Annotated in this window: 24 protein-coding genes; 16 read left to right on the top strand and 8 right to left on the bottom strand. The window is 72.7% G+C overall.

Features of this window, described 5'->3' with window-relative positions; all coding sequences use genetic code 11:
* Window positions 1-4 precede the first annotated feature (4 nt).
* Window positions 5-2,176: a peptidase domain-containing ABC transporter gene (locus tag ACEZDE_RS20785; protein WP_380537958.1), complete on the bottom strand. Its 2,172-nt coding sequence runs from the start codon at window positions 2,174-2,176 to the stop codon at window positions 5-7.
* A gap of 279 nt (window positions 2,177-2,455) precedes the next feature.
* Here ACEZDE_RS20785 and ACEZDE_RS20780 point away from each other — a divergent pair, with 279 nt between their 5' ends.
* The 5 genes from ACEZDE_RS20780 (at window position 2,456) to ACEZDE_RS20760 (ending at window position 6,680) form a co-directional block, all read left to right on the top strand.
* Window positions 2,456-2,911 (top strand): XRE family transcriptional regulator, encoded by a 456-nt coding sequence (locus ACEZDE_RS20780; RefSeq protein ID WP_380537956.1) that lies wholly within the window; start codon window positions 2,456-2,458, stop codon window positions 2,909-2,911.
* Window positions 2,912-3,106: 195 nt separating this feature from the next.
* Window positions 3,107-3,568 (top strand): ParH-like protein, encoded by a 462-nt coding sequence (locus tag ACEZDE_RS20775; protein WP_380537954.1) that lies wholly within the window; start codon window positions 3,107-3,109, stop codon window positions 3,566-3,568.
* Entirely contained in the window at window positions 3,561-4,886 is a 1,326-nt protein-coding gene (locus ACEZDE_RS20770) for an MAB_1171c family putative transporter (RefSeq protein WP_380537952.1), read from the top strand. Before ACEZDE_RS20775 ends, ACEZDE_RS20770 begins: the two co-directional genes overlap by 8 nt.
* Before the next feature lie 181 nt (window positions 4,887-5,067).
* The gene (locus ACEZDE_RS20765) at window positions 5,068-5,763 is read left to right on the top strand and encodes a hypothetical protein (RefSeq protein WP_380537950.1); all 696 of its coding nucleotides are present in this window, start codon (window positions 5,068-5,070) and stop codon (window positions 5,761-5,763) included.
* 128 nt (window positions 5,764-5,891) lie between these two features.
* Window positions 5,892-6,680, top strand: coding sequence for a YcnI family copper-binding membrane protein (locus tag ACEZDE_RS20760; RefSeq protein WP_380537948.1), 789 nt, complete (start codon window positions 5,892-5,894; stop codon window positions 6,678-6,680).
* A 126-nt stretch (window positions 6,681-6,806) separates the two neighbouring features.
* Here the strand turns inward: ACEZDE_RS20760 and ACEZDE_RS20755 are convergent, their stop codons facing one another.
* A complete protein-coding gene (locus ACEZDE_RS20755) occupies window positions 6,807-7,679 on the bottom strand; it encodes an LLM class flavin-dependent oxidoreductase (protein WP_380537946.1) in 873 nt (290 codons plus the stop codon).
* Between the two features lie 155 nt (window positions 7,680-7,834).
* Between ACEZDE_RS20755 and ACEZDE_RS20750 the strand changes: the two genes are divergently transcribed.
* The 6 genes from ACEZDE_RS20750 (at window position 7,835) to ACEZDE_RS20725 (ending at window position 14,792) form a co-directional block, all read left to right on the top strand.
* Window positions 7,835-8,500, top strand: a complete 666-nt coding sequence (locus ACEZDE_RS20750) for a TetR/AcrR family transcriptional regulator (RefSeq protein WP_380537944.1) — start codon at window positions 7,835-7,837, stop codon at window positions 8,498-8,500.
* A gap of 109 nt (window positions 8,501-8,609) precedes the next feature.
* Window positions 8,610-9,488 (top strand): hypothetical protein, encoded by an 879-nt coding sequence (locus tag ACEZDE_RS20745; protein ID WP_380537942.1) that lies wholly within the window; start codon window positions 8,610-8,612, stop codon window positions 9,486-9,488.
* 268 nt (window positions 9,489-9,756) lie between these two features.
* A complete protein-coding gene (locus ACEZDE_RS20740; protein ID WP_380537940.1) occupies window positions 9,757-11,109 on the top strand; it encodes a Cys-Gln thioester bond-forming surface protein in 1,353 nt (450 codons plus the stop codon).
* A gap of 154 nt (window positions 11,110-11,263) precedes the next feature.
* Window positions 11,264-11,719, top strand: coding sequence for a MarR family winged helix-turn-helix transcriptional regulator (locus ACEZDE_RS20735; RefSeq protein WP_380537938.1), 456 nt, complete (start codon window positions 11,264-11,266; stop codon window positions 11,717-11,719).
* Complete coding sequence (locus tag ACEZDE_RS20730; RefSeq protein WP_380537936.1) at window positions 11,716-13,563, top strand: MFS transporter; 1,848 nt, start codon at window positions 11,716-11,718, stop codon at window positions 13,561-13,563. The genes ACEZDE_RS20735 and ACEZDE_RS20730 overlap by 4 nt, the downstream gene beginning before the upstream one ends.
* A 152-nt stretch (window positions 13,564-13,715) precedes the next feature.
* On the top strand, window positions 13,716-14,792 hold the full coding sequence (locus ACEZDE_RS20725) for a YihY/virulence factor BrkB family protein (protein WP_380537934.1): 1,077 nt from the start codon (window positions 13,716-13,718) through the stop codon (window positions 14,790-14,792).
* A 73-nt stretch (window positions 14,793-14,865) separates the two neighbouring features.
* Here the strand turns inward: ACEZDE_RS20725 and ACEZDE_RS20720 are convergent, their stop codons facing one another.
* Complete coding sequence (locus ACEZDE_RS20720; protein ID WP_380537932.1) at window positions 14,866-15,516, bottom strand: TetR/AcrR family transcriptional regulator; 651 nt, start codon at window positions 15,514-15,516, stop codon at window positions 14,866-14,868.
* An 89-nt stretch (window positions 15,517-15,605) separates the two neighbouring features.
* Between ACEZDE_RS20720 and ACEZDE_RS20715 the strand changes: the two genes are divergently transcribed.
* Window positions 15,606-17,213, top strand: coding sequence for an FAD-dependent monooxygenase (locus ACEZDE_RS20715; protein WP_380537930.1), 1,608 nt, complete (start codon window positions 15,606-15,608; stop codon window positions 17,211-17,213).
* A 51-nt stretch (window positions 17,214-17,264) separates the two neighbouring features.
* Here ACEZDE_RS20715 and ACEZDE_RS20710 read toward each other — a convergent pair whose 3' ends face one another.
* Entirely contained in the window at window positions 17,265-17,906 is a 642-nt protein-coding gene (locus tag ACEZDE_RS20710; protein ID WP_380537927.1) for a hypothetical protein, read from the bottom strand.
* A 134-nt stretch (window positions 17,907-18,040) separates the two neighbouring features.
* Between ACEZDE_RS20710 and ACEZDE_RS20705 the strand changes: the two genes are divergently transcribed.
* The gene (locus ACEZDE_RS20705; RefSeq protein WP_380537925.1) at window positions 18,041-18,718 is read left to right on the top strand and encodes a response regulator transcription factor; all 678 of its coding nucleotides are present in this window, start codon (window positions 18,041-18,043) and stop codon (window positions 18,716-18,718) included.
* On the top strand, window positions 18,711-20,231 hold the full coding sequence (locus ACEZDE_RS20700; protein WP_380537922.1) for a sensor histidine kinase: 1,521 nt from the start codon (window positions 18,711-18,713) through the stop codon (window positions 20,229-20,231). Before ACEZDE_RS20705 ends, ACEZDE_RS20700 begins: the two co-directional genes overlap by 8 nt.
* A gap of 111 nt (window positions 20,232-20,342) precedes the next feature.
* Here ACEZDE_RS20700 and ACEZDE_RS20695 read toward each other — a convergent pair whose 3' ends face one another.
* Entirely contained in the window at window positions 20,343-21,125 is a 783-nt protein-coding gene (locus ACEZDE_RS20695; protein ID WP_380537920.1) for a DUF899 family protein, read from the bottom strand.
* A gap of 199 nt (window positions 21,126-21,324) precedes the next feature.
* Between ACEZDE_RS20695 and ACEZDE_RS20690 the strand changes: the two genes are divergently transcribed.
* On the top strand, window positions 21,325-21,708 hold the full coding sequence (locus ACEZDE_RS20690; RefSeq protein ID WP_380537918.1) for a hypothetical protein: 384 nt from the start codon (window positions 21,325-21,327) through the stop codon (window positions 21,706-21,708).
* A 152-nt stretch (window positions 21,709-21,860) separates the two neighbouring features.
* Here the strand turns inward: ACEZDE_RS20690 and ACEZDE_RS20685 are convergent, their stop codons facing one another.
* Window positions 21,861-22,472, bottom strand: a complete 612-nt coding sequence (locus tag ACEZDE_RS20685) for a TetR/AcrR family transcriptional regulator (RefSeq protein ID WP_449341710.1) — start codon at window positions 22,470-22,472, stop codon at window positions 21,861-21,863.
* A gap of 128 nt (window positions 22,473-22,600) precedes the next feature.
* On the opposite strand from ACEZDE_RS20685, the gene ACEZDE_RS20680 reads away from it, so the two are divergent.
* Window positions 22,601-23,620 carry an aldo/keto reductase gene (locus ACEZDE_RS20680; protein WP_380537914.1) on the top strand — a complete coding sequence of 340 codons (1,020 nt, stop codon included), beginning with the start codon at window positions 22,601-22,603 and terminating at the stop codon, window positions 23,618-23,620.
* 29 nt (window positions 23,621-23,649) lie between these two features.
* Here ACEZDE_RS20680 and ACEZDE_RS20675 read toward each other — a convergent pair whose 3' ends face one another.
* Both ACEZDE_RS20675 and ACEZDE_RS20670 read right to left on the bottom strand, forming a co-directional pair.
* Complete coding sequence (locus ACEZDE_RS20675) at window positions 23,650-24,927, bottom strand: vWA domain-containing protein (protein ID WP_380537912.1); 1,278 nt, start codon at window positions 24,925-24,927, stop codon at window positions 23,650-23,652.
* The gene (locus ACEZDE_RS20670; RefSeq protein WP_380537910.1) at window positions 24,927-26,174 is read right to left on the bottom strand and encodes an AAA family ATPase; all 1,248 of its coding nucleotides are present in this window, start codon (window positions 26,172-26,174) and stop codon (window positions 24,927-24,929) included. The genes ACEZDE_RS20675 and ACEZDE_RS20670 overlap by 1 nt, the downstream gene beginning before the upstream one ends.
* Window positions 26,175-26,270: the final 96 nt, after the last annotated feature.

Genomic DNA, 26,270 nt, shown 5'->3' with positions numbered 1-26,270 from the left:
TGGTTCATCCGACGGCCCTCGCCGTCACCGCGGTGTCGCCGAACAGCCTGCGGTAGAGGCCGTCCGCGCGGATCAGTTCCTCGTGCCTGCCGTGCTGCACCACCCGGCCGCCGTCCAGCACGATGGTCTGGTCCGCGTTGCGGATCGCGCTGAGCCGGTGCGAGACCACGATCCGGGTCACCGCGAGTTCGCTGAGCGCCGCGTCCACCTGCCGCTCGGTGGCCGGGTCGAGGTGGCTGGTCGCCTCGTCGAGCAGCAGCAGCCGCGGCCGGTGCACCAACGCCCGTGCCAGGGCGACCCGTTGGCGCTGGCCGGCGGAGAGGGCGCTGCCGCCCTGGCCGACCATGGTGTCGTAGCCCATCGGCAGGGCCAGCACGTCGTCGTGCAGCCCGGCGGTCCTGGCCGCCCTGATCACCTCGTCGGCCGGGGCGTCCGGGCGGGAGAGCGTGAGGTTGTCCCTGATGGTGCCGTTGAACAGGGTCAGTTCCTGGAGCACCGCGCCGCAGCGGGCGCGCAGCTCCCAGATGTCGAGGTCGGCGACGGGCACTCCGTCGTAGCGGATCTCGCCCTCGTCGGCCCGGAGCAGGCCCAGGATGAGCAGTCCGAGCGTGCTCTTCCCGGAGCCGGTCCTGCCGACCACGCCCAGTTTGGCGCCGGGCGGCAGGTCGAGCTCCAGGCCGCGCAGCACCGGCCGCTGGTTCTCCTGGTAGCGGAAGCCGACGCCGTGCAGGGTGATCCGGCTGGGGGTGTCGTCGGCCAGCCGCACCGCACCGGAGGGCTCCTCGGCCGAGTCGACCACGTCGAAGACCCGTTCCACCTGCGCCCTGACCACCTGGTAGACCTGCCCCGAGCTGGCAAAGGTCTCCAGCGGGGCGAGGACGGACAGCGCCACCGCGTTGGCGGCCAGCATCGTCCCCAGGCTCATCCGGTGGGTCAGCACCATCCACGCCCCGACCCAGAGCAGGGCGAGCGGCGCGAGGGTGCTGAGCGCCTGGCGGGCCGCGCCGATCCGGGCCGCGGTTCGGCCGCGCAGCCGCACGGTGCCCTGGTAGGCGGTGAACAGCGTCTCCCAGCGCTGGGCGGCGCGCGCCTCGACGCCGTTGGCCTTCAGCGGGACGATCGCCTCCAGCGCCTCGACCAGGTAGCTCTGCTCCTCGGAGCGGGCTCGCAGCTCCTGTTGGGAGAGCGTGCGCATCCTGCGGTAGGTGATGCCGAGCACCAGCAGTTGGGCCAGGAACAGCGGTATCAGCGCGGCGGCGTAGAGCGGTGACAGCAGTAGCAGTCCGATCAGGTAGCCCACCAGCAGGAAGCCGTCGATCAGGGTCGACAGCAGCTGCTGGACCAGGGTCTCCCGGGTGGAGGCCACGCTGGACAGCCGCATCAGCAGGTCACCCCGGCCGCGGTCGAGGAAGAAGCCCATCGGCAGCCGGAACAGGTGGGTGACGAACCGTCTGCTCATCATCTGGTCGCCGCGGACCCGGACCGCCAGCAGCGCCAGTGCCCGTCCGAAGGACAGCGCCCCGCAGAGCAGGGCCACCGCGGCGATGCCGACGCCGATGCCGGTGAGCGAGCCGAGCCGGTCCCCCGGCACCACCGAGTCGACCACGGCCTTGGTGAGCAGCGGGGTGGCCAGGGCCATCACCTGCAGCCCGGCGGCCAGCGCGACCGTCGCGCCCAGCACCCGGCGGGAGCCGCGGGCGCCCACGAACTGGGCCAGGTAGCGGACCATCGGCGCGGCCCGCAGCGGCGTCCTCCGGCGTTCGAAGCCGGCTCCGGGGACCATCCTGAGCAGCACCCCGCCGTATCCGGCGGCGAAGCGGGCCCGGTCGTGCCGGCGGCGGCCGTGGGTGGGGTCGGTGGTGTGCACCCAGCGTGCGGTGACCCGGGTGACCACCACGAAGTGGTGCCGCGACAGAAAGGCGATGGCCGGGCCTTCGAGCGGCTGCTCGAAGGGGTCGGCGGAGCGGTCGACGGTGACGGTGAGCCCCGCCGCCTCGGCGGCGGAGACCAGCGCGGGCACCGACACCCCGTCCCGCCCCGAGCCCACCAGGGCGCGGCAGTCGGGGACGGAGGTGCTCCGGCCGTGGTGGCTGAGCACCATGGCCAGGCAGGCAAGACCGCACTCGCTCTGGGTGAGCTGATACCGCATCGGCACCTGCCGACCACGTCGGGCCATGCGCACGCCACCTCCCTCGTCTCTCGGTCTCATGTCAGCTGATGTGAATCGACTGGAGATTGTGTTCATCTCCGCTGACGCCCTTGAGCATGCCCGGAGCGCGGCTGGACTGTCAAGCGCCGTGAATGACGGATGCAAGTCCATTCATCTCAGCTGAGATGACCCGTGCGGGACAACCCGCTCCCGGGGGATGCGGTCTATGCGGATAGCAGCTAGGGTGGGCGCTCAGTACACGTTGCTTCACACAGGTTTGCGTCGGAGCGCGAAGAAGGAGGCGCTGTGACGGAGTCCGAGCAGTCCCCGGCGGCTCCCGCAGGAGATCCCGCGGGGGGTCTGGCCCAAAGGATCGACGCACTGTTCCAGGCGGTCCGCCGCCCGAACCGTGAGCAGTTCAGCCATGAGGAAGTCGCCAAGGCCTGCCGGGAGTCCACCGGCGAGACCTTCTCCGCGACCTACCTGTGGCAGCTGCGCACCGGTCGGCGGGACAACCCGACCAAGCGTCATCTGGAGGCCCTGGCCCAGTTCTTCCAGGTCCCGCCCGCCTACTTCTTCGACGAGGAGCAGGGCGCGGAGATCTCCAGGGAGCTGGCGCTGCTCGGCGCCCTGCGCGACGCGGGCGTGCGCAACATGGCGCTGCGCGCGGTGAACCTGTCCCCCGAGGGGCTGGACACCGTGAGCGATCTGATCGACGCGATCGCACGGCGCGAGGCCACCCGGGGCAAGGGCTCCCAGTAGTCCGCCCGCCGAGCGGCAGTCCGCGAGACGGTTCCCGAAGTCGCCGGCAGCAGCCGGGCCGGGGTGATGAAGCATGGGGGTCACAGGGTGCGTGTCGGCTGTCTTCACAACAGGGGCCTGGTCCGGCGATGTCGAAGAATCGACGACCAACTCCGGCTCCCCGAGGCCTTCGACGAGGACGACCTACTGGAGCGGGTGTCCGGCTTACGCGGTCGCCGGATCGAACTGATGCCGGTCACCGCACGCGACGACCTGCCCTGCGGCCTGCTGATCGCCACCGGCCAGGCCGACTACATCCTGTACAACGCGGACACCGAGCCGCTGCACCGGCGCCACATCCTCACCCATGAGTTCGCGCACCTGCTGTTCGACCACGTCGGCTCGACGGCGGTCAAGCTCGCCTCGGCCAAGGTGCTGATGCCCCATCTGGCGCCGTCCCTGGTCGAGCGGGTGCTCGGCCGCACCGTCTACACGGAGCCGCAGGAGCAGGAGGCCGAGTTACTGGCGTCCATGATCCTCAGCCGGTCCCGGACCGGCGGCGGACCGGCGGCGAGCGCCCAGACCTCGGGCCACTGGCTGGACTCCCTGCTCACCGTCCCCGAAGCCGTACCCGAAGCCGCCCCCGGTTTCGGATCCGCTGCGGGTGTCGATGGGTGACCTGGTCCTCTACCTGGCCCTGGCCGCGGGTGCGTTGGGCATCGGCATCGGCCGCTTCGTCGCCGCACGCCGCGAGGAGATCACCGCGGCCATGCGCCACGCCTACGGCTTCGCCTACATCCTGAGCGCGGCGATGGCCCTGCTGGCCCCGCCGACGGTGACTCTGGTCGACCGCGCCGCCCTGACCCTCGGCCTGCCCGACCTGTTCGACCTTTTCGACCTGCTCGGCGACATCCTGCGCTGCTGCACCGCCTGCCAACTCCACCTGCTCACCGCGGCGCTGGCCCTGCCGTCCAGGCCCGGGGCCTACCGGCGCGCCACCAGGAGGCGGCTGCTCACCGCCGCCGCGGTGGTCGCAGCCATGGTCCTGCTCTATGCCACCGCCCAGGTCAGGATCGTCAACGGCACCCAGCAGACCGGGAGTTCCCGGGGCTGGCTGCTGGCCGGCTACGACGCGCTGGTGACCGGATACGTGGTCGCCTGCCTGACCGCGCTGGCCCTGCGACTGGCCCAGCGCGCCCGCGCCGCCGAACCGGGCCCGCTGCGCACCGGCCTGCGCCTGCTGCTGCTCAGCACGGTGGTGGGCCTGCTCTGGACCGCCTGGGGCCTGGACGACGTGGTCGACGCCGCCCGCTCCGGCGCGCAGGCCTGCGGCGAGGACCCGGTCTCCGCGCTGCTCGGCGCGGGCTGCGTCGGGCTGCTGGTCATCACGGCGGCGACGGCCCTGGTCGGCAGACTCCGCACCGGCTGCGCCGACTGGTACGCCGCCTACCGCCGCTACCGCGCGCTGACACCGCTGTGGGCGGCGCTGCACCGCACCTTCCCGGAGATCGCGCTGATGGCCCCGGCCGGCCCGCTGCCGCCCCGGAACGCGCGGTTCGCGCTCTACCGCAGGGTCATCGAGATCCACGACGCCCGACTGCTGCTGCGCCGACACGTGGACGAGGAGTCGGTCGCCCGGGTACGCCGCACCGTCCTGGACGGCACGACGCCGCCGGGACGGGTGGAGGCGACCGTCGAGGCGGCGATCCTGGCCACCGCGTTGGCCCAGGCACGCAGCGGGACGCCGCCGACGCCGCCGGGCGGGGCCCGTCCCGCTCCCGCTGGCCCCGGCCCGACCGCCGCAGTTGTTGCTGCCCCTGCCCCTGCCCCTGCTGTTGCGGCGGCGGCCGACCTCGGCTGGGCCGGTTCCGCCGCCGCGGTGACCGGGCTCGACTCGGAGGCCGACCGGTTGGGCCGCGTGTCCCGCGCCTTCACCCGCTCCGCGGAGGTCGCCGCGATCCGGCGCAGCGTGCGGGCGTCCGGGTCGATGCGGTAGGGGGCTGAGGGTTCCGGAGGTCGTGCTTCCGGGGGCCGTGGTTCCGGGACCGGTTGTTCTGCGGGGGGGGCGATGTGCGGGCGTGCCTCGGGTGCGTACAGTAGCGGGGTCGTAGCACCCCGATTGCCTTGGCCGCGCATGGCCACGAAGGCTGCGGCCCCGGCGAGAGGATTCCGGCACGGTGCGTGCGTCTCTCGCGCTGAGGAGCCTGCGGGCGGGCATGTTCGCCGCCGTGTGCACGGCTCTGGCGGCTGCCGCGCACATCCTGTCGATGCAGGCGGTGCCCGGGGCGGCCAGCGTGGCCGTGGGATTCGCGGTGGTGGGGGTGTTCGGCTTCCTGGCGGGCTCCCACGAGCAGTCGATGCGGGCGATCGGCTGCGCGATGGGCCTGGTCCAGGTCGGCCTGCACCTGCTGTTCGACGCCACGATGCCGGTGCCGGGCCCTGCCATGGCCGGTATGCACGGTATGACGGGTATGCAGGACATGCAGACCATGCCGGGCATGGCCGATATGGCGGGGATGCCGGCCATGGCGGGTATGGCGGGCATGTCAGGCCCCGCGGTCGGCGCCGCGCACCACGCCATGAGCAGTCAGGCGGTCGCCGCCCACGCCCTCGCGGCGCTGCTGGCGGCCTGGTGGCTGCGGCGCGGAGAGGCGGCACTGTGGTCGCTGCTGCGCCATGCCGCCGCCCTCGCCCCCTGTCTGACCACCTGGCTGCGGGCCTGGATCACCCCGTCCGTGGAGCCCCCCGACCTCTTCGGCGCGGGCCACGGCTGGAGGGCGGCCTCCGGGCCCCGGTTTCACCTGATGCTCCGTCACGCGGTGATACGTCGCGGGCCGCCGTCGGCCGGACCGGTCCTGGTCCCGACCGTGTGAGCTGCCGCAGGCCTGCGGCGGCTCCGTCCCCGGCTCCCCGGTGCCTGTCCCCCGGGGGGCTGCCTTCACCGTTGGTCTCCGGCGGTTCTTCGCGATGCCGCCGACCCGAGCAGTTGGAGCATTCCACCATGTCCCTCACCTCTGTCACCCAGAGCCCCCGTTCGACCGGCACCGGCACGGCCACCCGCGGGCTGCGCCGCGCGGCCACCGTCGCCGCGCTGACCGCCGCCGCCGTCCTGGCCGGCGCGGGCGCGGCGTTCGCCCACGTCACCGTCCACCCCGACAGCTACCCCCAGGGCGCCTCTGACGGCACCCTGACCTTCCGGGTCCCCAACGAGGAGGACAAGGCCGACACCACGCAGGTCGACGTCTTCTTCCCGGCCGCCCAGCCGATCGCCTCGGTGCTGGTGGCCCCGCTGCCCGGCTGGACCTCGACGGTCAAGACGGTCAAGCTCGCCAAGCCCATCGTCACCGACGACGGGAACATCACCGACGCGGTCTCCGAGGTGCTCTGGACCGGGGGCAAGATCGCCCCGGGCCAGTACCAGGACTTCACCGTCGCCTTCGGCCAACTCCCCACCGGGGTCGACCAACTGGTCTTCAAGGCGCTGCAGACCTACTCGGACGGCAATGTCGTGCGCTGGATCGACGAGACCGTCAAGGGCCAGCCCGAGCCGGACCACCCGGCCCCGGTGCTGACGCTGACCGCCCCCGTCCCCGACGGCGGCGACAGCGCCGCGCCCTCCGCGGCGCCCAGCGCTGCCGCGTCCGCGGCGCCGAACACCAGCGCCGCCGCCACGGCCGCCAAGCCGAGCGACTCCACCGCGCGCGGCCTGGGCATCGCCGCCCTGGTCGTCGCCGTCCTGGCGCTGGCCGCGGCCGGTCTCGGCCTGGTCCGCGCACGCTCACGCCAGTAGCACCCTCGCCGCCGCACGTCGGCGAACGTCGGCGAACGTCGGCGCCGCGCACGTCAGCGCCACCGCGCCGACCCCGCCTCCGGCGATCCCCCTCCCGGGATCGCCGGAGGCGGGCCTGATCGTGCGTCAGCGGGCGGCGACCCGCACCCCGGCGATGAGTTCGTCGGCGACCCATCGGGCGACCCCGGCGGGGTAAGGGGCCGGGAGGCCGAGGACGAGGTGCTGGAAGCCCGCGGCGACCGCCGCGTCGATCGCGTCCCGGGTGTCGCGGGGGCGGTCGTAGTCGACCGCCAGGTGCATCGAGCGGGTGACGGCGGCGGGGTCGCGGCCGATCTCGGTGCAGTAGCGGTCCAGCAGCGCGCTGCGGTGGACGGCGTCGTCCAGGTCGCCGCCGGGGATGTTCCACACGTCGGCGTGCTCGGCTGCCACCCGCAGCGTCGCCGCCGAGCGTCCGCCGATCAGGATCGGCGGGTGCGGGCGCTGGACCGGCTTCGGATTGCCGAAGGCGCCGGTGAGTCGGACGTAGTCACCGGCGAAGTCGAACGGCTCGGTCTCGGTCCACAGCCGCCGGATGACGGTGCACGCCTCGGCCAGGCTGCCCACGGAGTGGGCGAAGTCGTGGAACGGCAGCCCGTGCGCCTCGTATTCACGCCGGGCCAGCGGGTGGTCCGGGCGCGAGCCCGCGCCGATCCCGAAGTCGAGCCGTCCGCCGGAGACCACGTCGACGGTCGCGGCGATCTTGGCCAGCATCGCCGGCGGCCGGAACCGGTTGCTGGTCACCAGCAGGCCGACCCGCAGCCGCTCGGTCTGCGCGGCGAGGGCGGAGAGCAGGGTCCAGCCCTCGTAGGCCGGTCCGCCCGGGTCGCCCTGGATCGGCATCAGGTGGTCGAACAGCCAGGCGTGCTCGATCTCGGCGACGGTGTCCGCCTCCCGCCAGACCCGGAGGACGTCGCGGTAGTCGACCTGCATGGGGGCGGTCATGATCCCGAAGCTGGGCATGGGATGGGTCCTTTCTGGCTGCGCCGGTTCGGCGCTTTCCGCAGGCCTGCCGGGGTCCTTGCGCCACAGGGCCCCTGCTAGCATCGAGAGCAAGCGGAGCAGCGTTCCGGTAAAAACCATATGGAACGTCGTTCCGCTTGGCAAGGCGTGACGGCATGAGCGACGGAGGCGGCAGCGCAGTGGCCGACATCGACGGCAGCGACATCGGCAGCGACGGCAGCGACATCGGCAGCGGGCCGGGCCCGGCGGCCCCCCGCCAGCGGGCCGACGCCCGGCGCAACAAGGAAGCGCTGCTGGAGGCAGCCGCCGCGGCCTTCGTAAGCTCCGGCGTGCACGCGCCCGTGCGCGACATCGCGACCAGGGCGGGCGTCGGCGTCGGCACGATCTACCGGCACTTCCCGACCCGGGCCGATCTGATCGTCGCTGTCTACCGGCACCAGGTCGAGGCATGCGTCGAGGCGGGCCCGACCCTCCTGGCGAACAGCGGCTCCGCGCACGCCGCCCTGACCCGGTGGATCGACCTCTTCGTCGACTTCCTGGTCACCAAGCACGGCCTCGCCGAGGCGCTGCGGTCCGACGACCCCACCTTCGTGACCCTGCACGCCTACTTCATCGACAGCCTGGTCCCGGTCTGCGCCGAACTCCTCGACGCCGCGGCCGAGGCGGGCGAGATCCGCCCCGACATCAAGGCGATCGAGCTGATGCTCGCCGTCGGCAACCTCTGCATCGGCGCCGATCGCGACCCCCGCTACGACACCCACCGCATGGTCGCCCTGCTCCTCGCGGGCCTGCGGCTCCCCCGGGCGCAGTCAAGTTCTTGACCGCTGTTCAGCTTCGGTCCATCGCTCCGTCTAGGCATGCACATGCCGTTTGGGAAGACTGGTGCGGTCCTCGGATCCACCGTCCCGCCCATGTGAGGGAGCGTCACCCATGCGCGCACCGTACCGGACCAAGGCCGCCCGTCGATCTGTCGTCGTGGCCGCCGCCACCTGCGCCGCGACGGCGCTCGCGCCGGTCCTCGGCGCGCACGCCGCGGGCTCCGGCTGGACCGTCACCGGGAGCAGCCAGCACAGCACCCTCACCGCCGGGGAGGGCGTCACCACCGTGCACAACGGCAGCGACACGGTCCTCTACCGGGGCGCGGGCTCGATCCCGCTGTCCGTGCTGGTCCAGGGCTGGAGCCACATCGGCGACCCGGACTCGGTCGGCGGCTATGTCTTCGACGCCTACCAGAGCGGCGCCTCCACTCCCACCAGCAAGATGTTCCGGGTCACCACGCCATCCGGCGCCGCCTACGAGTACACCCACGCCCTGGTCCCGGGCGAGCTCTACAACAACTCCTTCGACGCGGTCTCCCCCGACACCCAGTGGATGGTGGCCGGCGAGTGGGGCACCATGGACCACCTGCAGATCTACCCCACCCCGCTGCTGAACCCGGCGACCCCGGCCACCGGCGGCAGCCTCGCGCTGTCCGACGAGATCCGGCTGGACCACCCGGTCAACGACATCCAGGGCTGCGACTTCACCAGCGCCACCCAACTGCTCTGCGTCTCCGACGACTCCAGCCGCTCGCTGTTCGGCGACGACAAGCCGCTGCTGGAGGTGGACCTGCCGCACGCCCTGGACGGCGCCGACATCACCGGCCACGTCACCGACCTCGCCCCGATCCCGCAGACCAGCATCTGCTCGGGCAGCTTCGAGGCCGAGGGCGACGACTACGACACCGCCACCGGCGTCCTGCGGGTCGAGGTGATCCAGCCCAGCATCTGCGGCGCGGCCACCACCGTCTACACCTACACCCGCGGCTGAGGCCACCGAGGCCGAGGCCACCGCCCCCGATGAGGTCGAACGTCTGCCCGGTCTGAGCGGGAAAGGTCAAGAGGTGCTCTCGAACAGAGCACTTCTTGACATGCTCTACCCCCGAGTAAGGAAAGTTAGGTAAATCCCACTAGTATGCCCTTGCCACAGGGGGCACGCGATCTGCTGCCGCGTCAGCGGACCAAGCGAACGTGGTGCCGCGTAGCCCCTGGAACCATCGAAAGGGCAAGGCATGTTCGGAATACCAGGGCGGGGAGCAGTGAGGCTCGGTGCCGCGCTGCTGGCGGCGGGGGCGTTCGCGGCGGGTGCGCTGACGACGGCTACGACGGCGGCGGCGGACCAGAACGGCAGTGCGGTCGCCGTTCTCGGCAACGTACTGCACGGCCAGAGCGTCGACATCCCCCACGAGGGGCGGGGCACCGCCGGGACGGTGGCGCTCAAGGAGGACGGGCAGAGCCTGGAGGTCTACTGCATCGACCTCTACCACGGCACCAGCTCCGGGGTGAAGTACCAGGAGACCGGCTGGGACCAGTCCGTGCTCTCCAACAACCCGGACCGCGGCAAGATCCAGTGGATCCTGGAGCACAGCTACCCGGTGCTCAGCGCGTCCGCCCTGGCCCAGGAGGCCGGCGTCAACGGCCTGACCCAGGACGAGGCCGCCGCCGCGACCCAGATCGCAATCTGGCACTTCTCCGACAAGACGGACGCCACCAGCAAGGACAAGACCACCACGGCGGTCGCCAGTTGGCTGGAGCAGAACGCCACCAACGTCTCCGAGCCGGCCCCCTCGCTCGCCCTCTCCCCGGCCTCGGTCGCGGGCCAGAGCGGTGACAAGCTCGGACCGATCACGGTGACCACCAACGCCAAGTCGGTGGACGTCAAGCTCACCGCGCCGAGCGGGGTGCAGCTGGTCGACGGAAACGGACAGGCCGTCACCAATGCGGGCAACAACGACAAGCTGTATGTGAAGGTGCCCGCGGGCGCCGACGCGGGCACCGCGCAGCTCACCGCCTCGACCACGACCAACCTCCCGGTCGGCCGCGCGTTCAAGGCCCTGAAGGGCAACAGCCAGACGATGATCCTCGCCGGGACTGCCCCGGTCCAGGTCAGCGCCTCGGCCTCGGCCTCGTGGGCGCCCAAGGGCCCGGTCCCGGCGGCCAACGCCACCGAGGACTGCAAGCAGGGCGGCGTGGACGTCGTCGTGAGCAACGGCGGCGACCAGCCGTGGACCGCGCAGGTCAACGGCCAGTCGGTCACCGTCGCGCCGGGCGCCAGCGAGACCGTGCTGGTCCCGGTCAAGGAGGGTGACACCTACAGCATCACCGTCACCGGCCCGAACGACTTCAGCAAGACCTTCACCGGCGCGCTGAAGTGCCAGCCCACCGGTGGCGGCGGCACGCCGAGCGCGAGCCCGACCCCGTCGGTCTCGGCCACGGCGACCTCCCCCGCCTCGGGTCCGGCCACTCCCTCGCCCTCCGCGAGCGGCGGCCTGGCCGAGACCGGTGCGAGCAGCACCACCCCGGTCATTGCCGGTGTCGGTGCGGCGCTCGTGGTCATCGGCGGCGGCGTGGTGCTCTTCCTGCGCAAGCAGCGGGGCGCGCACGCGGGCTGACCCCCGGGTGAACTGACGCAGTGAAGCAGTGGGGTGTGCACGGCCGGTCGGCCGCGCACACCCCTTCTGCTTTTCCACGGGCGCGGCACCCTATTGCTAAGGCTGCTTTATAACGTAGCTTTAGCACATGAACGATGACACGGACCCTGCGGACGTGGACGCAGACACGGGCGCCGACGCGGGCATCGACGTCGACCGGATCGCCGCGACCCTGCTCGCGAGCGTCGGCATGCTGCTGAGACGGGTGCGGCAGATCCCCACCGGCGGCGGCCTCTCGCTGCCCGAACGGCAGGCCCTGTCCCGGCTGGACCACTCCGGCCCGGCGACCTCCTCGGAGCTGGCCCGGCAGGTGCAGATCACCGCGCAGGCGATGGGGGCCACCCTCGGCGCGCTGCAGGCCCGCGGCATGGTCGAGCGGCGTCCGGACCCGCAGGACGGCCGACGGGTGATCCTGAACGTGACCGACGCCGGGCGGCAGGAGCTCAGCGAGAAGCGCAACGCCAGGGCCGAGCTGTTCGCCCGCGCCCTCGGCGACACCTTCACCCCCGAGGAACTGAGGCAACTCGCAACGGCCGCGCCGCTGCTGGAACGACTGGCGCAGAACATATGAGCAACGACGCGACCGCCCCCGACACCGGCCGTGCCGCCAGCGGTGCCGCCAACGGCGCCACCGGCCGTGCCAGCGACCGCTACAAGTGGACGGCGCTGACCAACACCACCGCCGCGGTCTTCATGTCCGCGCTGGACGGCTCCATCGTGCTGATCGCACTGCCCTCGATCTTCCGGGGCGTGCACCTGGACCCGCTGGCACCGGGCAACATCGCCTACCTGCTGTGGATGATCATGGGCTACCGGCTGGTCCAGGCCGTCCTGGTGGTCACCGTGGGCCGACTGGGCGACATGTTCGGCCGGGTCCGGATCTACAACTCGGGGTTCGCGGTCTTCACTCTGGCCTCGATCCTGCTGTCGTTCGACCCCTTCGACGGCGGCCACGGCGCGATGTGGCTGATCGGCTGGCGGCTGCTGCAAGCGGTCGGCGGGTCGATGCTGGTGGCGAACTCGGCCGCGATCCTGACCGACGCCTTCCCCAAGGAGCAGCGCGGCTTCGCCCTGGGCGTCAACCAGGTCGCCGGACTGGGCGGGATGTTCATCGGCCTGGTGGCCGGCGGCCTGCTCGCGGCCTGGGACTGGCGCGCGGTGTTCTGGGTGAACGTCCCGGTCGGCGTCTTCTTCACGGTGTGGGCCTACCGGACGCTGCGCGAGACCGGGCAGCGCGGCGGCGGGCGGATCGACTGGTGGGGCAACGTCACCTTCGCGGTGGGGCTGAGCGCGATCCTGATCGCGGTCACCTTCGGCCTCCAGCCCTACGGCGGGCACACCATGGGCTGGACCAACCCGCTGGTCATCGGTCTGGTCGTGGGCGGCCTCGCGCTGCTGTCGGCGTTCACCGTGGTCGAGAGGCGGGTCGCCGCACCGATGATTCAGCTGAGCCTGTTCCGGCGGCGTGCCTTCACCTTCGGCAACCTGGCCGGCCTGGCCATCTCGATCGGCCGGGGCGGGATGCAGTTCGTGCTGATCATCTGGCTCCAGGGCATCTGGCTGCCACTGCACGGCTACGACTACAGCGCCACCCCGCTGTGGGCGGGCATCTTCATGCTGCCGCTGACCGCCGGGTTCCTCGCCGCCGGGCCCGTCTCGGGCTACCTGTCCGACCGGATCGGCTCGCGCGGGCTGGCCACCGGCGGCGCGCTGCTGTTCGGCGCCAGCTTCCTGGGCCTGATGCTCCTTCCGATCGACTTCAGCTACTGGGTCTTCGCCGTGCTGATCGCGCTCAACGGGATCGCCAGCGGGATGTTCGCCTCGCCCAACTCGTCGTCGATCATGGGCAGCGTCCCCGCGGGGCTGCGCGGCGTCGCCTCGGGCATGCGCGCCACCTTCCAGAACTCCGGCACAGCGGTCTCGATCGGGGCGTTCTTCTCCCTCATGATCGCCGGGCTGGCCCGCAGCCTCCCGCACACGCTCACCACCGGCCTCCAGCAGCAGGGCGTGCCGGCCCACATCGCCGCCCAGGTCGGCGGCCTGCCCCCGGTCTCCTCGCTGTTCGCCGCCCAACTGGGCGTCAATCCGATGCAGCACCTGCTCCAGCCGACCGGCGCGCTGACCCGGCTGACGGCGGCGCAGCAGCAGGCGCTGACCGGGCGTGAGTTCTTCCCGAACCTGATCTCCGGGCCGTTCCACTCCGGCCTGGTCGTCGTCTTCGCGTTCGGCGCGGCCCTGGCCTTCCTCGCCGCCCTCGCCTCGATGCTGCGGGGCGCAAACCCCGCGCCCGTCCCTGCCTCCGTTCCTGTCCCCGCTCCCGCCTCCGACAGCGGCGAGCCGACGGCGCCCGGAGCGGAGGGAACGCCGCGGCGCGCACCGGAGGCGCGCACGCCGTCGGCTACCGAGCGGGACTGAGCGGGCGGCGGCCGAGCCGACGCGGTGAGCCGATGCGGTGAGCCGACAAGCCCTGGAGCGGCGGTGTCTGCTGCTCCAGGGCTGTCGGCGCGTCTGCGGGGTACACGGACTCTGCCGAACGCAGGGCGCGACCTCGACCGAAGGACCGGGCATTGGCCACGATCATCGACCGCCTCGACGACTACCAGCGCCGCCACCGCTGGCTGAGCCTCCCGCTGGGCGTCGTCTACAAGTTCGTCGAGGACCAGGGCACCTACCAGGCCGCCCTGCTCACCTACTACGGCTTCGTGTCCCTGTTCCCGCTGCTCCTGCTGCTGACCACCGGCCTGGGCTTCGCCCTGCACGGCAGCCCCCACCTGCAACAGCAGGTCCTGCACTCGGCGTTGAACCAGTTCCCGGTCATCGGGGACCAGATCGGCGCGAACATCCACTCCTTCCACGGCAACGCCTTCGCCCTCGCCGTGGGCATCGCCGGCAGCCTCTACGGCGCCATCGGCGTGGCGCAGGCGGCGCAGAACGCCCTCAACCGGATCTGGGCCGTGCCCCGCCACCTCCGTCCCAACCCGCTGGTGAGCCGACTGCGCAGCCTGCTGCTGCTCGGCCTGCTCGCCACCGGCGTCATCCTCACCGCCGCCCTGACCGCGCTGTCGTCCACCTCGCACGTCTTCGGCGTCGACATCAGCTGGGCCGCGCGGATCGGCGCCGTCGTGTTCTCGGTCGCGCTGAACGCCGCGCTGATCATGCTGACGTTCCAGGTCCTGACGGCCCGTGTGCTGCGCCGGTCGCAGTTGTGGCCCGAGGCGGTGGCCGGGGCGGTGATCTGGCAGGTCCTGCTGGTCGCGAGCACCTACAGCGTCAACCACACGCTGCGCGGCAGCACGGCCACCTACGGCATGTTCGCCATCGTGCTGGGCCTGCTCGCCTGGCTCTACCTCGGCGCGATGACCTTCGTGCTGTGCGCGCAGAGCGCGGCGGTGCGGGCCCACCACCTGTGGCCGCGCAACCTGCTCGCCCCCTTCGTCGACGACCTCACCCTCACCGGGGCGGACAAGCGCGCCTACACCTCCTACGCCACCACCGAGTCCTACAAGACCTTCGAGAACGTCCGCGTGGTGTTCGACCAGGCGACGCCTCCAGCACAGGCGCTGCCCCCGGCACAGCCGCCGGTCCCGGCTCCGGCACCGGCGCCCGCCGACGAGCAGCGGGACGGCACGGAGGCGGCGTCCTGACGGAGAGCATCCTGACGAGGAGTGTCCTGACGGAGAGTCAGGCCTGGCTTCGCTGCGGCCTCCGCTGCGGGCGTCACCGCCGCGGGGTCAGCTGCCGCAGTCCGTTCTCCAGGAGCGCGAACCCGAGTTCCGCGGCGGCCACCGCGTCCGGGTAGCGCTCGTCGGCCGACTCGCCGTGCTCCAGACGTTCGGCGTTGTCGTCGGCCAGCGCCCAGCGGACGCCGACGATCTGGACCGCGGCCAGCCTCGCGGTGAGTTCCGGGACGTCCGCCGTCTCCCGCAGCGCCTGGGCGAGTGCGCGTTCGGCTCCGGTCTTGAACCGGTCCATCCGGGCGACCAGCGTGGGCGCGTCGAGGATCATCCGGCGGACCCGCCGCACCTGGGGGTGGTCGTTGAGCCCGGTGATCGGGTCCCGTTCGCGCAGCCCGGTGAGGAAGTGCTCACTCACCGCGGCCAGCGGATCGGTGCCGGGCGGGCGGGCCCGCACCACGCGGGCGAGTTCGGTCTCGTGGTCGGCGAGGCGGTGCACCACGAGGTCCTCCTTCGCCGGGAAGTAGGCGAAAAGCGTGCGCTTGGACACCTCGGCCGCCTCGGCCACCTCGGCCACCGACACCTGGTTGAAGCCGTGCTCCAGGAACAGCGTGATCGCCGCGTCGGAGATCGCCGCATGGGTCCGCTGCTTCTTCCGCTCCCGCAGCCCTGGATTGCCTGGCTTGCCGTCCACGCTCCACACCGTAGCAGGAGACTGCCCTCGGGATATTTCTGCACTTGGTATACATTTACCCCGAGGCGAGAAATCGAGAGGTGGGACGGATGAAGGCGTTGACCGACAGCACGACCGAGGTCGTCATCGCGGGCGCGGGCCCGACCGGACTGATGCTGGCGTACGAACTGGCCCTGGCCGGAGTCGAGACCCTGGTGCTGGAGAAGCTGCCCGAGCGCACCGAGCAGGCCAAGGGTGGCGGGATCCAGCCGCGCACCGCCGAACTGCTGGAGTCGCGCGGGCTGCTGGAACCGCTGCTGCGGCGGGCCGTGCCGGGCGAGCCGGTCGGCGGGCACTTCGCGGCCCTGCCGGTGCCGCTGGACTGCAGCCCCTGGCAGACCCGGCACCCGTTCCCGATCGCGATCCCGCAGGGGGAAGTCGTAGCGGTGCTGGAGGAACGAGCGGTCGCCGCGGGCGCGCGGGTGCGGCGCGGCGCGGCCGTGGCGGAGGTCGAGGCAGGTGCGCCGGTCGCGACGGGTACGGCAGGCGCCGCTGCCGTGGAGGGTGACGACGACGCGGTCGTCGTCGTGACCGCGGACGGTCTGCGGGTGCGGGCCCGCTACCTCGTGGCCTGCGACGGCGGCCACAGCACGGTGCGGAAACTGCTCGGGCTGCCGTTCCCCGGCAGGCCGGGGACGCATCAGGCCGTGCTGGCCGACATCCGGCTGTCCGCCGTGTCGCCGCTGGTGCCGGAGCAGGTGGGGCACATGAGCGCGCTGACCCGTCAGGCGGGCGGCTACTGGGCCATGCTGGTCCCCCGCGGCGGCGACCGGTACGGGATCACCTTCGGGCGGGCCGGCCAGGCGGACGACCCCGGCGACACCCCGGTCACCCACCAGGAGGTCGACACCGCACTCCAGGCCGTGTACGGCGAAGGGACGGTCCTCGGCGCCGTCGAGAACGCCTCCCGGTTCACCGACGCCACCCGGCAGTTGGAGCAGTACCGGTCCGGCCGGGTGCTGTTCGCGGGCGACGCCGCGCACATCCACCCGCCGCTGGGCGGCCAGGGTCTCAACCTCGGCATACAGGACGCGTTCAACCTCGGCTGGAAGCTGGCCGCGGTCGTCCAGGGCCGGGCGCCGAGCAGCCTCCTGGACAGCTACCACGCCGAGCGCCATCCGGTCGGGGCCCAGGTCCTGCACCACACCTCGGCGCAGCGCGTCCTGGCGGGCCCGAGGCCGAGCGAGGACGTGGCCGCGCTGCGCGACATCGTCATCGACCTGCTGCGGCTGCCCGACGCCAACCGCCACCTCGCGGGCCTGATGTCCGGCCTCGCACTGCATTACCCGCTGGTTGGTGAACACTCACTCACCGGCCGGCGGATACCTGACGCCGACCTGGTCACCGACGCAGGACCCACCCGGCTGTCGGCGCTGCTCCGCTCCGGACACGCCGTCCTGCTCGACCTGTCCGGAGCCGTCCGTTCCGACCTCTCCCTCCCCCCGCGGGTCGACCTCGTCCGCGCCACCGCCACCGGCAGCGGGAGCAGCGGCACCGGCACCGCCACCGGCGGCGAGGCGGGCACCGTACTGGACGCCGCCGCCCTGCTCATCCGCCCCGACGGCTACGTCTGCTGGGCGACGGACAACCCCGCCGCCCACGCCGACACCCTCCCTGCCGCAATCGCCGACAGCCTCGGCCTCGCGGCGACGCCCTGAGCCAAAGTTCAGAGCCAACGTTCAGAGCCGAAGCCGGAACCTGACCCGGAGTCAGCCGTCGACGACGGTGTTGCCGGTGACGGTGCCGCTGGTCCCGTCCAGCGTGATCAGGTGGCGTATGCCGTCGGGGCCCAGCACGGTGACCTGCCAGGCGGTGCCGCCGCCCTGTTCGGGGACCGGCTCCAGCGACTCGACCTTGCCGCCGGACACTGTGGCGGCGGCCTTCTGTGCGGCCTGGTCCGCCGGGAGCGAGGGCAGCGGGGCGGGCGCGAGCCGCGTCCCCGCACCCCCGGGGACGGCCTGCGACATCGCCTGGCTGCCCTTCACCACGACCGATCCCAGCGGACCGTCCGGGGCGCCGACCATGACCCGCTTGACGCCGGGCAAGCCGGGCAAGCCGTCCGGACCCACTGGGCCCGCCGGACCCACCGCCACGGCGCGCACCCCGAACCGCTCGCCCTGGTGGCGCACCACGGCCGCGGTGGCCAGCACCGTTCCGCCGACCACCACCACGACGACTGCTGCCCCGGCCGCGACCAGGCGCGACCGGCGGCCGGTCGCCCAGCGGCGGGCCTTCGACAGTTCCGCCTTCGCCGTCGGCTCCGCAGTCTCCGCCTCCTCCGGTGGCACGGGCCGGTCGGTGTGGTCGGGCGTGTTCGGCGGCACGGGTTCCGGCAGTACAGGTTCGGTCATCTCGGCTCCGTAAGGTCGTCGGCGGCCCGGGAGGGCCAGATGGTGCCGAGGATGCACCACCGCTCCTGAAGGCCTGCTGAAGATCCTGAAGACCTCTTCAGCCAGCCGGTTGCCCGAGCTGTCATCCTGTACCGGTGCGCGTACTGGTGGTCGAGGACGAACGGCGGCTGGCCGCCGCACTGCAGCGCGGACTGGAGGCGGAGGGCTTCGTCGTCGACGTCGCCCTCGACGGGGTCACCGGACTGCGGCAGGCCGGTCGTGCCCCCTATGACGTGATCGTCCTCGACATCATGCTGCCCGGCCTCAACGGCTACCGGGTCTGCTCCATGCTCCGCGCGGCGGGCAACGACGCCGGCATCCTCATGCTCACCGCCAAGGACGGCGAATGGGACGAGGCGGAGGCCCTGGACACCGGGGCCGACGACTTCCTGTCCAAGCCGTTCTCCTTCATGGTGCTGGTCGCCCGGCTGCGCGCGCTCGCGCGCAGACTCGGCAGCCGACCGCCCCAGGTCCTGCGGCTGGGCGACCTGGCCATCGACGTCTCCGCCCGCACCTGCACCCGGGCCAGCGGCACGATCCACCTCACCGCCCGGGAGTTCGCCGTCCTGGAGCAGCTGGCCCTGCGCGCCGGGCAGGTGGTCTCCAAGCGCGACATCCTCGACCACGTCTGGGACCGGAACTACGACGGCGACCCCAACGTGGTCGAGGTCCACGTCAGCGCCCTGCGCCGGAAGATCGACACTCCGTTCGGCCGCACCGCCGTGCAGACCGTGCGCGGCGTCGGCTACCGCCTGGCGGTGGACGGTGGCTGAACCGGTCGTGGCGGAGGCGGCGGTCGCGGCGGAGGCGGCGGCGCCCGCGGACACGCACCCGGCCGGACGGGGCGTTCACGCCGTCGGACGCCGGGTCCGTGCCGTCCGCGCCCGGCTGACCCCCAGCTCGGTACGCGCCCGCGCCACCCTCGCCGCCTCGCTGGTGGTGGCCGTCGCCCTCGGCGTGGCCTCGCTGGCCATGCTCTCGCTGCTGCGCGCCGACCTGCACGGCAATGCCGAACAGGGAGCACAGCTGCAGGCCGTGGCGGTCGCCAAGCTCGCGGCCGACGGACGGCTGACCAAACTGGTCCCGCTGGACCACGGCGCCGACTTCATCCAGGTGGTCGACGCCGACGGGAAGGTCATCGCGGCGAGCCAGAACATCGCCGGGCTCCCAGCCATCAAGCCCGTTCCCCCGATCGCCCCCGTCGGGCCCCGGGGCGCCAAGGTCCCCGCCCGGGTCGCCGTCGCCGCCAAGGGGTGGGACGTGGGTCCGCTGGGCGTCGAGCTGCACCAGCAAGTGACCAGCGTCGCCACCGACACGCCCCAGGGCCAGGTCGTCGTCCGCGCCGGGGTCTCGCTGCGCGCGGCCGACGCCGCCGAGTCCACCACCGCCTTCGTCCTGGCCGTCGGCTGCCCGCTGCTCCTGCTCACCGTCGGACTGGTCACCTGGCGCGTCACCGGCCGCGCGCTGCGCCCGGTGGAGGCGATCCGCACCGAGGTCGCCGCGATCGGCGAGCAGGCGCTGCACCGCCGGGTCCCGATCCCGCGCGGCGACGACGAGATCACCCGACTCGCCACCACCATGAACGCCATGCTCGACCGGCTCCACCTGGCCCGGCAGCGCCAGCGCCAGTTCATCGCCGACGCCTCGCACGAACTGCGCAGCCCGATCGCGGTCCTGCGGACCCAGCTCGAAGTCGCACTGACCCACCCCGACCCGGAGGTCAGGACCGGCCTGGTCGAAGGAGCCCTGCAGGACACCGACCGGCTGCAGGCCCTGGCCGCGGACCTGCTGCTGCTGGCCCGGCTGGACGCTGGTCCGGTCGACCGGCCGACAGCCCCGGTCGACCTCGGCGGGATCGTCCGCGGCACCGTCCTCGACCGCGGCGACGAGCGCTGCGCGGTCATCCTGGACCTGCCGGAGGAGGAGGTCCTGGTGCCGGGCAACCGGCTGTGGCTCACCCGGCTGGTCACCAACCTGCTGGACAACGCCCAACGGCACGCCCGGCAGACGATAACCGTCCGTGTGTACCGCGACGCCGACCGTGGCACGGGCCGGACCGAGAGCGTGCTGGAGGTGCACAACGACGGCCAGGCGATCGAGCCCGCCGACCGGTACCGCATCTTCGAGCGCTTCACCCGGCTGGACGACGCCCGCAGCCGCGACCACGGCGGCGCCGGGCTCGGTCTCCCGATCGCCCTGGACATCGTCCAGCACCACGGCGGCACCCTCGTGGTCGCCGACTCAGCGCACGGCGCCGCCTTCCGGGCCCGCTTCCCCGTCAGCTGAGCCGTCGTCCAGCTGAGCCGTCGTCGACTGAGCCGCCGTCAGCCGGGCCGAAAGCGGCACCGGCGACCACCGGCACCGGCCACCGCCACCGGCACCGTCGGTGACGACGCGTCAGTGGTGGTCGCCCTGTCGGCCGAGGGTCTCCTCGGGGGTCGCGTCGGGGCGGGTCCACTGCGGCGCGGGACGGCCGGTCGGGCCCCAGGTGGGGTTCCCGTCCACGTCCAGACGCCAGTACCAGCACGGGTTGTTGCCCTCCGGCCAGCCCTCGGGGTTGTCCTCCCAGGCCTCGCGGCGGCCGTAGGGGGTCCGGTCGAGCAGGGCGAAGGAGCCGCTGAACGCCTCGTTGCCGCGGCCGGTCGTGGCGTAGGTGAGGAACACCCGGTCGCCGTCGCGCAGGAAGCAGGTGAGGGAGCCCATGCTGCCGCCGACCGGCGGCTCTACGTCGCGCACCGAGTACCAGGGGTCGCTGTAGCCCATGAAGGCGACGAAGGGAGCCACCTCGTCCCAGCGGCCCGTGGTCAGGACGGCGTACGAGATGCCGGCGGCGTTGAGGTAGACGGCGTCCCTCAGGTGCCAGGCGGCGTTGGTGCAGCCCTCGCACTGCCCCTGGTGCGGCGCGCCGTCGTGCCACATGTGCTTGTAGACCATGAGCTCCTCGCGGCCCTGGAACAGGTCGAGGAACGGGACCGGGCCGTCGGGCCCGACCACCTCGACCTTTCCGTCGAACTCCACCATCGGCAGCCGCCGCCGGGCCGCGGCGATCGCGTCGCCCTCGTGGGTGTGCGCCTTCTCGCGCACCAGCAGCTCGTCCCGCGCCGCCTGCCAGGTGGCCAGGTCGACGATCGGCGGCTTGCCGGGGAGGCTGCCGCTCGCGGTGCCGGACGTGGTCGTCATGGTGCCCTCCGTGCTGTCTCGTTCCGTGGCGTCACACAACGCCCATGGAACAGGACTCCCGACCCGGCCGAAACTCATCGCGGCAGAACGGGCCGTTCCGTTCGGCGCCCGAGGGCACCGGCGCCGACGGACCGTTTAGGGGGGCGTGGGCAGGCAAGGCTACCGGTACGCATGAACCCGCCACCGGAGGAGGTCCGGCGTGAGCAGCGACAGCACCACCGACGGCAGCGGCTATCGGGACCGCTGGATCGAGTGCACCCCCGACGCCCTGCGGATCCGCGGCTACTACTTCCCCTGGGGGACGAAGAGCATCCCGTACCCGGCGATCCGGTCGGTCCGCCGGGTCGAGACGAGTGCGCTGCGGGGACGCGCGCGGATCTGGGGCACCGCCAACCCCCGCTACTGGGCCAGCCTGGACCCCGGGCGACCGGGGAAGCAGACCGCGCTGCTCCTCGACCTCGGGCGGTTCGTCCATCCCTTCATCACGCCGGACGACCCCGACGCGGTGGAACGCCTGCTCCAGGAGCGGAGCAACCTCGGCCCGGCGACCGGTGACGGCGAAGGGCGCGGCCCGCTCGTGTGACCGGGACGGCGGGGTTCATCCGTCCCGCGGGGTTCTCCGTCCAGCGGGGTTCGTCCGGCCGGTCGCGCGCACCCGAGGCCCGCGCCGGGCAGCGCGCTGCCGAAGGCGACCGCGGCCGGATCCACCGCGGTCAGGGTCACCCCGCGGTCAGATCACCCCCGCTGCCGCGGGCCGTTGCGCAGGCCGTCGATCAGGACGCCCACCATGCGCGCGCTGTAGCCGGGGTCCGCGCCGGGCACCGGCAGGCACAGGTGGGCGATGGCGAACAGCAGGTCACCGGCGCTGACGTCGTCACGGATCGCGCCGTCGGCCGCCGCGGCGTCGAGCAGCGCGGTGAGGGCGGGGGTGAGCCGCTGCAGGAAGTAGCCGGGCAGGGCGTCGTAGGCCGGGTCGCCCGAGTGCAGCGCCGAGGCGAGTCCCCGCTTGGTGCCCAGGAGTTCGGTGTACTGCTGGAGCCACTTCACCAGGGCCGTGCCGGGCTCATGGGCGGCGCTGAGCGGTGGTCCGGCGGCAGCGCAGGCGTCGATGTTGCTCTGCACCACGGCCTTGACCAGGTCGGAGCGCTGCGGGAAGTGGCGGTAGAGCGTCCCCACTCCCAGTCCGGCCAGGTCGGTGATCTCCTTCGCCGGGGCGTCGACCCCCGTGCTGTCGAAGACCGCCCTCGCGGCGTCGAGCAGCGCGGTGACGTTGCGCTGGGCGTCCGCCCGCAGCCGACGCGGGACGGCGGGCGCAGCGGTTGAGGGTGATGGCGCGTTCTCTGGCACATCTCGCACAGGAGTCCTCTTCCCTTCGCTCCTCCTCCGGTTGCATAACCGGAAAGGCTTTCCGTATAGTCGAAATCAAGCGGAAAGCCTTTCCGCTTAGCTCCAGAGTAAGCCATCGGGAGGCAGCCATGCAGTACCGCAACCTCGGCCGCACCGGCATCAGGATCAGCCCCTACGCCCTGGGCACGCTGATGTTCGCCTCGTCCATCGGCAATCCCGACCACGGGGACTCGATCCGCATCATCCACAAGGCGCTCGACGCCGGGATCAACTTCGTCGACACCGCCGACGCCTACGGCGACTCCGAGGAGGTCGTCGGCAAGGCCCTCAAGGGACGTCGCGACAACGTCGTCCTGGCGACCAAGGTGAGTCGGCCGATGGGCGACGACCCCAACCAGCAGGGCACCTCGCGCCGCTGGATCGTCAAGGCCGTCGAGAACTCGCTGCGCCGCCTGCAGACCGACCACATCGACCTCTACCAGATCCACCGGCTCGACCCCGGCACCGACGTCGAGGAGACCCTCTCCGCGCTGACGGACCTGATCCGCGGCGGAAAGGTACGCGCCGTCGGGACGTCCACCGCGCCGGCGTCCGACATCGTCGAGGCACAGTGGGTGGCCGAGCGGCGCGGCCTGGAGCGCTTCCGCACCGAGCAGCCGCCCTACTCCCTGCTCAACCGCGGCATCGAGCGCGAGGTGCTGCCGGTCACCCAGCGGTACGGCATCGGCACGCTCGTGTGGGGGCCGTTCGCGCAGGGGCTGCTCACCGGTCGGGTCCGCAGGGACCAGGAGAACGGACTGCGCCGGGCCGGCCTCTTCAAGCACCTCAACGACGAGCGCCGGATCGACGCGGTGGAACAGCTCATCCCGGTCGCCGCGGACGCGGGCATGCCGATGACCCACCTCGCGATGGCCTTCGCCATCGCCCACCCCGGCGTGACCAGCGCGCTGATCGGCCCGCGCACCATGGACCACCTCGACGACCTGCTCGGCGGCCTCGACGTCGCCCTCGGCGACGACGTGCTCGACCGGATCGACGCGATCGTCCCGCCCGGCACCGACGTCGGCTCCCTCGACCAGGCCTACGTGCCCCCGGCCCTGCGAGACGCATCCCTACGCCGCCGCCCGCCGAGCGAGCGCTCCGCCTGACCACCGCCGCCGAGCGGTTCCCGGACCGTTCACCGGGCCCCCGGGGGCGAGCCGATGTCGACCACCCGGGCCCACTCCGGCGGCGAGTCGGGGGCGTAGTCGGGATTCTCCTCGTCGTCCTGCCACCCGGCTTCGTGCTGCCGGGGGAACAGCCCGACCACCGTCCGGCACGGCGGGCGTTCGGACGGCCAGGGGGTCTGACCGTCCGTCAGCACCACGATGACGTCCGGCCTCGGCCTCGAACGCAGCGCTCTGGCGAAGCCCGCGCGCAGGTCCGTGCCGCCGCCGCCCAGCAGCGGTATCCCCTCGGCCCGGCACAGCTGGTGCACGGTCTGCGCCACCGCGTCGCACGGCAGCACGGAGACCAGGTCGCGACGTCCGCCCACGGCACGGGTGATCGCGGCGACCTCCAGCAGCGCGCTGCCGAGTTCGGTGTCGCTGACCGACCCGGAAGTGTCGATGACCACGCAGACCCGGGGCGGCCGGCGCCGCAGGCTCGGCAGGACCGTGCCGGGCACCGCGGCCGAGCGCCGCGACGGACGGCTGTAGCTGTAGTCCTCGCCCACGCCGGGCCCCGAGGTCGCCGACCGGACCGCCGCGCCCAGCAGTTCCCGCCACGGCTGCGGCGGGTGGAACACCTCCTCGGCCCATCGCCGCCACCCCTTCGGCACACTGCCCGGACGGCCGGTGAGGCCCTGCGCCACCCGGAACCGCACCACGTCGCGTTCCTGCGCGCTGAGGCCGTGCGCGCCGTCCGGTCCCAGCTCCCATTCCCGTTCGAGTCCGTCGGCGCCGCTGCCGCAGTCCAGCCAGGCAAGGTCCTGGGTGTGCGGCCCGAGCCGGAACCCGCGCAGGTAGTCCTCCATCAACTGCCCCTCGGGCAGCCCGAGCAGCCTCGGCTCCACCGCGCCGTCGGGCCGGACCAGTCCGTCGCCGAACGCGTCGTCGTTGATCTCGCAGTCCGCGGCGATGTTCATCCGCAGCCGCTCCCCCGGCCCGCTCAGCCCGTGCTCGCGGGCGAACCGGTCGCCGCGCCCGTGGTGGTCGCGCAGCAGGTGCGACACCTCGTGCACCCACACCCCGGCCAGTTCCTCCACCGGAGTGCGGGCCACGAACGCCGGGGAGACGTAGCAGCGCCAGTTCCGGTCGACGGCCATCGTCGGCACCCGCCGCGACTCCACCGTGCGCAGGGCGAACAGCGCGTCCGCCAGGTAGGGCCGGGCTCGGGCGGCGAGCAGCCGGGCGGCGAAGAGTTTGTCGCGGTCCAGTGCCAGCAGGGTCGGCGCGGACGGCGGGTGAGGGGTCATCAGTGGAGGCCGCCCTTCGCGGCGACCGCGATCCGGGCCGCCGCCCGGTCCGCGCGCCGGGACAGGGTCACCGTTCCGGCCAGCCGCTCGATCGACCTCGGGATGTCCCAGTCCTGCTGCCGCAGCGAGGCGAGCGTGGTGGCCGGGACGACCACCAGGTCCGGGGCCCCGGTCTCGACCGCGCGGACCAGGAGCGCCCACGCCGCGTCCCAGCGATCCCGGTCCGGCCGGTTGCGGACCGCCGCCACCACGCCGTCGAGCACGGCCTGCCGCAGGTCCCCCCGCTCGGGCAGGACCGCGGCGGCCGGGTCGGCGAGGAGATCCTCGGGGTCGGGCAGGTCCATCCGGTCAAGACCGGCCATCAGCTCCAGCCCCGGACCGTCCCCCACCGTGCCTCTGACCAGCAGGGAGAGAACTTCTCTGGACGATCCGGCCGCGGTCGCGAAGGCGATCAGACACAGCGTCATCTCCCAGCTCCGAGGCGACGGCCAGGGTCCGCCCCGGCGGGCCTCGCCGCTGGGCAGCCGGTGCACCAGCCCGGGACGGGCGGCCAGCAGCCCGCACACCGCCCGGCGTGCGGTGGCCACCGCCTGCGGCAGCCGCTCCGGGTCGAGCCGGGGCAGGGTCGCCCGCGGCCAGGTCCCGCCCAGGCCCCTGACCACGACCTCGTGGTCGTGCACCCACTGGAGGTGGACGAACCGGTTGGCCAGCGGCGGGCTCAACTCCCAGCCGTCGGCCGCCGAGGCGCGCGGGTTGGCGGCGGCCACGATCCGGACCCCGGTCGGCAGCCGCAGCGCGCCGATGCGCCGTTCCAGGACGACCCGGAGCAGGGCGGCCTGGACGGCCGGCGGAGCGGTGGACAGCTCGTCCAGGAACAGCAGCCCGCGCCCGGCCCGGACCAGGCGCACGGCCCAGTCCGGCGGAGCCATCGGGACGCCCTGTTCGGCGGGATCGGAGCCGAGGACGGGCAGCCCGGAGAAGTCGGACGGCTCGTGCACACTGGCGATCACCGTGGTCAGCGGGAGGTCCAGGGCCGCGGCGAGCTGGGTCAGTGCCGCGGTCTTGCCGATCCCCGGCTCGCCCCACAGGAGCACCGGCAGGTCGGCCGCCACGGCCAGGGTCAGCGCCTCCAGTTGGACATCGGGTCGCGGTTCGGTAGCCGCCTGGCGCAGCAGGGTGAGGAGCTCACCGGCGACGTTGAGTTGGGAGAGGTGGGAAGTGTCAGCGAACGGGGTGCTTATGGGCATAGGTGATCACCTTTGGTCAGAGGTGGACTGAAGCGGGCGCCTCCCGTCCGAACGGGGAGGCACGGGAGGGTGGAGGGGCACAACAGGTCGGCAGCG

Source organism: Streptacidiphilus cavernicola, assembly GCF_042510955.1.
Classification (GTDB): domain Bacteria; phylum Actinomycetota; class Actinomycetes; order Streptomycetales; family Streptomycetaceae; genus Streptacidiphilus; species Streptacidiphilus cavernicola.
The sequence above is the reverse complement of the archived record's forward strand: the minus strand, read 5'-3'. Positions and strand labels throughout refer to the sequence as shown.